The 7,269-nt window shown below is 43.6% G+C and carries 4 protein-coding genes, 1 tRNA gene, 1 rRNA gene and 1 other annotated feature; of the genes, 5 read left to right on the top strand and 1 reads right to left on the bottom strand.

From position 1 onward, the window contains the following. The 5 genes from rrf to LOSG293_RS02465 all read left to right on the top strand — a co-directional run. Window positions 1-97: ribosomal RNA gene (rrf, locus tag LOSG293_RS02485) — 5S ribosomal RNA — on the top strand; the annotation flags it as partial. Between the two features lie 75 nt (window positions 98-172). Then, window positions 173-246, top strand: a tRNA-Thr gene (locus LOSG293_RS02480). A 129-nt stretch (window positions 247-375) separates the two neighbouring features. Beyond that, a complete protein-coding gene (locus LOSG293_RS02475; RefSeq protein WP_034526629.1) occupies window positions 376-1,713 on the top strand; it encodes a dihydrolipoyl dehydrogenase family protein in 1,338 nt (445 codons plus the stop codon). 59 nt (window positions 1,714-1,772) lie between these two features. Then, window positions 1,773-2,001 (top strand) — a binding site (T-box leader). A gap of 153 nt (window positions 2,002-2,154) precedes the next feature. Beyond that, a complete protein-coding gene (brnQ, locus tag LOSG293_RS02470; protein ID WP_034526626.1) occupies window positions 2,155-3,540 on the top strand; it encodes a branched-chain amino acid transport system II carrier protein in 1,386 nt (461 codons plus the stop codon). A gap of 19 nt (window positions 3,541-3,559) precedes the next feature. Continuing rightward, a complete protein-coding gene (locus LOSG293_RS02465; protein ID WP_034526623.1) occupies window positions 3,560-4,762 on the top strand; it encodes a cation:proton antiporter in 1,203 nt (400 codons plus the stop codon). 39 nt (window positions 4,763-4,801) lie between these two features. Here the strand turns inward: LOSG293_RS02465 and helD are convergent, their stop codons facing one another. After that, window positions 4,802-7,102: an RNA polymerase recycling motor HelD gene (gene helD / locus LOSG293_RS02460; protein WP_034526620.1), complete on the bottom strand. Its 2,301-nt coding sequence runs from the start codon at window positions 7,100-7,102 to the stop codon at window positions 4,802-4,804. Between the last annotated feature and the right edge of the window lie 167 nt (window positions 7,103-7,269).

The raw sequence follows: 7,269 nt of genomic DNA, 5'->3' as shown, positions 1-7,269 counted from the left end.
GGATACACCTGTTCCCATGCCGAACACAGAAGTTAAGCTTTAGCACGCCGATAGTAGTTGGGGGATCGCCCCCTGCGAGGGTAGGACGTTGCCACGCAAACCAGTCTTCGATGATGATATCGAAGGCTTTTTTTATACCTAAAATACGGGTGAGTACTGTATAATGGGTTATGCCGTTTTAGCTCAGATAGGTAGAGCACTTCCATGGTAAGGAAGAGGTCATCGGTTCAAATCCGATAAACGGCTTTAAAATGGCTTCAAATAAGTGAGTTCAGCAAACTGCTGAACTCTTTTTTATTTTGGAAGCTTAAATCTGAAAATAAAAGAGAATAATGATACGCTAAGAGAGAATGATAACCCAGAGGAGGAACAGCAATGTTAAAACAATTTGATACGGTAGTTGTTGGCACAGGTGTCGCGGGTTCAAGTATTGCCCGTTCACTACAAGCTGCAGGACAAAAAGTGGCCGCAATTGAAAATGCCTTTTGGGGCGGAACATGTCCTAATCGAGGCTGCGATCCTAAAAAGATTTTACTGGGTGCAGTTGAGGCTAAAACGCTGGCAGACCAGCTTAAACAAACAGGACTTAAAGGTAATACTCAAATTGAGTGGCCGGCACTCATGGAGAAGAAACGGGCCTACACGGTTCCATTTTCACCGAATGCTGAAAAATGGCTCAAAAAGGGTGGCGTAGTGACCTACCATGCGCAAGGACAATTCAATGACGCTGGTAATTTTGAAGTTGATGGCGATGAACTTCAAGCAGATCATTTTGTTATTGCAACCGGACTTCGCCCCTTAATCTTACCTATTGAAGGAAAAGACTATTTGGAAACAAGCAATGAATTTCTTGATATGGACGAAATGCCAAGAAAAATCGCCTTAATCGGGGCTGGCTTTGAAGCATTTGAATTTGCGGCTATTGCCAATGCCGCAGGAGCGGAAGTTCATGTGATTCACCACAATGATCGACCATTGAAAAAGTATGATGCTCAAATGGCACAGGCGATGGTCGATGAATTATCGGCGAAGGGTGTGCAGTTTGACTTCAATGTCGATATTCAAAAAGTTGAGAAGCAAAATGCAAACTATGTCCTTTCTGATCAGGATGGTTATAAATTAACAGTTAATCGGGTCTTTGGCATGACTGGTAGAATTCCTAATGTTTCTGATCTGGGATTGGAAAAGGTGAACGTGACGTTTGATAAACACGGTGTGCAGGTCGACAATCATCTGCAAACGACTAATTCAAAAGTTTACGCAGTTGGTGATGTTGTTGCTCGTCCAAGCTTTCCTAAATTAACGCCGATTGCGACTCTCGATGCGAATTACGTCGTCAATGAAATTGTGGGTCACTCACAAGGTGCCATTCAGTATCCAGTAATCCCGGTAGTTGTCTTCGGGGCACCTAAATTAGCGCAAGTGGGTATTGATACGGTAACAGCAGACAAAGATGACCGTTACGAGGTAAAGACGCTCGATGTGACTGGCTGGTTCAGTTATATGCGAATTAATGAACCAAAGGCCGTTGTGAAGGTCGTACTTGATAAAGAAAAGCATCAGATTGTTGGAGCACAAGTCCTTAGTGGTGAAGCAGACCAATTGATTAATTACTTTACATTCATTGTGGAAGATCACCTAACAATGGATCAAATTAAACATCACATTTTTGCCTACCCAACAATTGCCAGTGATTTGGATTATTTTGGTTAAATTACCTTGACGTGAATTGAAAAACCCGTTATGATGAACCCTAATATTAAATAATAATTAGAATAACGTTGACGAGAAAAGTAGAGATGTTTGAAATCCAAAGAGAAGCTGATATTGGTGTGATTCAGCTGGTTTTACTCATCTTGAAAGTAGTCTCTGAGTTGTGAATGCGATGGAAAGAGTGTTCACTGGGGTCGCCCATTACAGCGATAGCGTATGTTAGTACGTGAAGTGATTGTTATTTTAATAATGATAAATTGGGTGGTACCACGTGAAAGCGTCCCTTGAGACTTTAATTAGTTTCAAGGGATTTTTTTTGTTCCAAAAAAGGAGGGTGTGCAGTATGAAGATAATGAAAACGTGTAGTGACGGTGGTTTGTATCGAGTCAGTTTTAGCGCTGCAACCGGTGATGTGACGCTTTAATCGAAAGGATGATCAATATGGAAAACGAAAAGAAACTGACAATGAAACACTATCTCTTAATTGCTTCGATGCTATTCGGTATGTTCTTTGGAGCAGGTAATTTAATTTTTCCGATTCATTTAGGACAGTTAGCTGGTGCACATTGGCTTACGGCGGGGTTAGGTTTCCTCATCTCCGGAACCTTACTACCGCTATTAGCCATTATTGCAATCAGTGTAACGCACAGTAACGGAATTTATGAATTGGCAAAACCCATTGGGAATCGCTACGCCACCATCTTCATGATTCTAGTTTGTTTAACGTTGGGACCGTTATTTGCTACACCAAGAACCGCAACTGTACCGTTCCAAATCGGAATCGGTAACTACATCAACCCAAGTCAAACGCCGATTTTTCTACTCATTTATTCGATTATCTTCTTTGGTATTACTTACTGGGCATCCAGTACGCCAACCGGCATTATTGATTCTATCGGTAAATTATTGAACCCAGCATTCTTAATTCTATTGGCCATCATGTTTGGCTTTACCTTTACCCGACCAATGGGAACTGCCGGTAAGATGGCAGCCTCTGGTACGGCCTACCAAGATGGATCATTTTTAAACGGCTTTCTTCAAGGCTATAATACAATGGATGCTATTGCTGGACTGCTCTTCGGAATCGCCATTGTTTCAACGATTAAAGGTTTGGGTCAACGGAAATCAAGTCATATTTCTGCCACCATCTTTAAATCTGGCGCGTTGGGGATTGGACTAGAGGCCATCATCTACCTAATCTTAATTTGGGTGGGGGCGACTAGTCTGAACCACTTCCCGATTTCTGCTGATGGTGGGATTGCCTTTGGTCAAATTGCTAATCATTATCTGGGATTGGGCGGGCAAATCATTTTGGCCATCATGGCGACTTTAACTTGTTTGACGACCTCGGTTGGTTTGAGCACGTCATTTTCGGAGGCCCTACACAACAAGTTTCCGCAAATTAGTTACCGGACTTGGAATATTCTGACCTGTGGACTGTCATTTATCATTGCCAACTTTGGTCTGGAAACAATCATCGCTTGGTCAACGCCAATGTTGATGTTCCTTTATCCGCTGGCAATTACCCTGATTCTCTTATCCATTCTGTCACCACTATTCAAGCGCAATTCAATTGTTTACATTTGGACGACAGCGTTTACGTTAATTCCAGCATTTTTGGGTATGATTGAATCAGCACCAGCCATTATTTCTAAGACGGCATTTGCACAAGCCTTAATGCATTTCGACAAAATGTACTTGCCATTGGCTTCATATGGTTTAGACTGGGTAGTACCAGCTTTAATCGGATTTGCGCTTGGACTTGCCAACTACTTTACGAAGGGCTGGCTAACTACCCAAATGACGCAACCGAACGAAAATAACTAGAATATTTGGAGGTGGCAAAATGGGCTTTATTGGAACCCTGTGTTTGCTGCTTGTGTTGACGACACTGGCCGGACATTTTTCAAATCGAATTGGGATGCCATCCGTTATCGGGCAAATTTTAGTCGGTATCGTTGTGGGCCCAGCGGTCTTAGGTTGGATTCACCTGGATACGACGATTAATTTGTTCTCGGAAATCGGGGTGATCATCCTAATGTTTATTGGTGGTCTAGAAAGCAATCTAACCCTACTCAGAAAATATTTGCGTCCTGCGATTATCGTGGCCTGCATGGGCGTCATCTTCCCAGTCATTTTGATGGGGGCGACTGCCAACCTCTTAGGCTTATCGGCGTTTGAGTCGCTGTTCATCGGTGTTGTCTTCAGTGCCACGTCGGTCTCAATCTCTGTAGAGGTCCTTCGTGAGTACGGCGCGTTAGACACTAAGGAAGGTGCAACTATCTTGGGCGCAGCGGTGGCGGACGACATCATTGGGGTGATTTTGCTTTCAATTATGATTAGCCTGATGGGAACACAAGGTTTAAGCACCACTGGCAGTCAGCAGAATATTGGTCTCGTTTTAATTGAGCAAGTCCTATTCTTCGTGGCGACTTACTTTGTCGTCAAGTGGATTGCACCATATTTGATGGGAATCAGTGAAAAACTACTTATGGCGTCGAGCCGAACGATTACTTCGATGGTCATTTGTTTAGGGATGGCATGGTTAGCCAATTTAGTTGGTTTGAGTGGTGCAGTTGGGGCCTTCTTCGCAGGCATCGCAGTGGCACATACGCCATCACGTAACGTCATTGCGGAGCACATGGAACCATTGGGCTACGCAACGTTTATCCCGTTGTTCTTCGTTAGCATTGGGTTGAACATGTCGTTTAGTCATATTCAAGATTCGTTAATTTTCATCATTATTATGACGATTCTGGCGTGCTTAACCAAGCTGGCGGGCTGTGGGTTAGGTGCTAAGATGAGTGGCTTTAGTCGTCAAAGTGACTACATGATTGGCGCAGGAATGGTTTCTCGTGGTGAAATGGGCTTGATCATAGCGCAGATTGGCTTTAGTGCCGGCTTGCTTTCAGCCACGTACTATTCGGATATGATTCTAATCATTGTCCTAGCAACTATGATTGCACCATTTTTACTCAAGCACGCTATCAAAAAATTACCAAATGAGGCGAACGAACCACTGGTTGATCGCCAACTAGAACAAATCTAAAAAACAGGATTGACAGTATTTTCACTGTCAAACCTGTTTTTAATTTGTAAAGGCATGCTCAATTCGCATGACATCATTAGGGATATTTTCTGAAATGAGTTTCGTCACTGGTCCAACACTTATGAGGGCCAATTCGTGCATAGCCCGTGAGGCAATCGTGTAGAGAATCCCAACGTCTCTTGAGCTGGGAAAGTTTTCTTGTGACACGTTCCACGCGATGACTGAGTCGAATTCCAAACCTTTAGCTAGGTAAATTGGGAGAACGAATACTCCTTTTGGTAGGGTGCGATCGGTATCCTTCAGGAGGGTAATATCACGATCGCGGTGGAGATGTTGATAAACGGCCTGAGCTTCCGCCATGTTTTTTGTCAAAATAGCAACCGTGCCATTTGTCTTGAGTGCATGATTGATACATTGATCAACTGCGGTGTAAGCCTCGTCTTCGTCATAACGAACGACAATCTTTGGGAGTTCACCCTCACGATTGAACGCTTGAATTTGATCACCGTCTGGCAAAATTGATTTTGCAAACGTCGTAATCGGATAGGTTGACCGATACGATTTGGTGAGTCTAATGAGGCGGGCTTTATTGACGTGAAACGCATCTTTTAGCTTTTGTAGAATTTCATCTGGCGCCTCAACATCACTATAGAGGGCCTGTTCACTATCGCCGAGGTAAGTCATCTTGGCTTTAGGAAAGGCATGGTGGAAATAAAGGAGTTGGGCAACTGAGTAATCCTGCATTTCGTCGACAAATAGATGCTGCATCCGGCGATTTTGACCACTTCCCGTTAAAATGTCACGTAGATAAAGTAGTGGTGCCACGTCATCCAAACTGGTTTTATGGTACTCCAGTCCTTTTTGATAGGCTGTCAATTGTGCTTGCCAAGCTGAATCCGAAATTTCCGGATGATCCACGTTGGCAAGAAAATCGGCATACTGGGCGTAGGTATCAAGGAAATAATTGTTGTAGATGGCGTCGTAGACAATCCGCAATCGTTTCGTGATAATCTTTCTGGCGATGTAATGAATCTCATCATCTACTTGTTGGAAACGGCCACGTTCCTTGTTCCCTAGAAGGGTTCGGTAATCTTCGTCGGAAAGTTGGTCGATTTCTTCGGCAACCCATTGGGCATCCGTTTCAATATCAATGCGCTTCTTAAGTTGTTTGATGAGCTTATTTTTAGTTTGCAAGAACCGTTCCGCCGGTTGCATATTTGGCAGACTTTGGTAAATTGTTTCGATGTCACGTTTGTTAAAGAAAATATCACCATTGAAGAGAATGTGGGTAAAGTTAAAGTGCTCCGGGGTGAGGGTTTGCGAATAGTCATGAACGGCCGTCATGAAGGCCTCACTCTCCTTAAACTGCTGAACCTGCTGCTGTGATTCTGATAGGTCATTAGCCCGTTCGTACCGGTCAAAGATTGATTCAACCGTGAGTCCCTGTAGCCGTTGATTAACGAATTCTGCCAGTGTGACCTGGCGCATGTTGCGTTCACCTAAACTAGGGAGTACATCGGAAATGTAGTGGCTAAAAAGGCGGTTAGGGGAGAATAGAATAATCTGATCTGCCTCTAACTCGTCACGACTGTGATAGAGCAGAAAGGCAATTCGTTGCAAAATGGCAGAGGTCTTGCCTGAGCCTGCGACGCCTTGCACAACTAATAAATCTGATTTGGTATCGCGAATAATGTCATTTTGTTCCCGTTGAATGGTTGAGACGATGTTTTGCATGGTGTCGTCATTTTGTTCACCGAGCACGTGTTGCAACATTTCATCACCCACAGTTTCGTTGGTGTCGAACATACTCGTGATTTCACCATTTTGAATTAAAAACTGACGCTTCTTTTTCAAATCTGTTTGCTGAATCCCAGCAGGGGTTTCGTAAGCGACTTTTCCTAACGTACCATTGTAGTAAATCGAGGAAATTGGTGCCCGCCAGTCGTAGACCAAAAAGTTTTGGTCTTCATCTGTGAATGAGGCAGTACCGATATAGAGCCGTTCGGATTCAGCTTCGCCAGGATCCTGAATGTCAATACGTCCAAAGTACGGCGATTTTTCTAATTCGTGAAAGGTGTCCAATTGGCGTCTCAAAATTTGTTCGTTTTCAATTAATCGGGAGGCTAAGGCACGTTGTTGCTGCAATTCAGCGGAAGTTTCGATTCGGTCATCGACTTCAAAGTAGTTAACCGAGGTGTTGGCGCTGTAGTTTTGCTGCACGCGCTTCATTTCGGCGCGGGCTTCAGTATAGTCCGTGGCAACCCGGTGAATATGGTCGCTAATTTCTTGAACCACTTTGTCTACCCGTTTTTGTTCAATTTGTTTTTCGGATTCTGCCAAATGGGGACCTCTCTTTCTTACCTGAACGTCATAAGCTTTGACAATTTTAGTTGCTGGCGCACAAGATGTCAATTAAACTGAAGCATTTTTTGACAGGGCTTACTCAAACCTTTAAAATGGAATCATTAATTAGATTGAAACCTAGTGATGAGTAGAGGGTTCCGACA

This window comes from Secundilactobacillus oryzae JCM 18671 (assembly GCF_000740055.1).
GTDB classification, from domain to species: domain Bacteria; phylum Bacillota; class Bacilli; order Lactobacillales; family Lactobacillaceae; genus Secundilactobacillus; species Secundilactobacillus oryzae.
The sequence above is the reverse complement of the archived record's forward strand: the minus strand, read 5'-3'. Positions and strand labels throughout refer to the sequence as shown.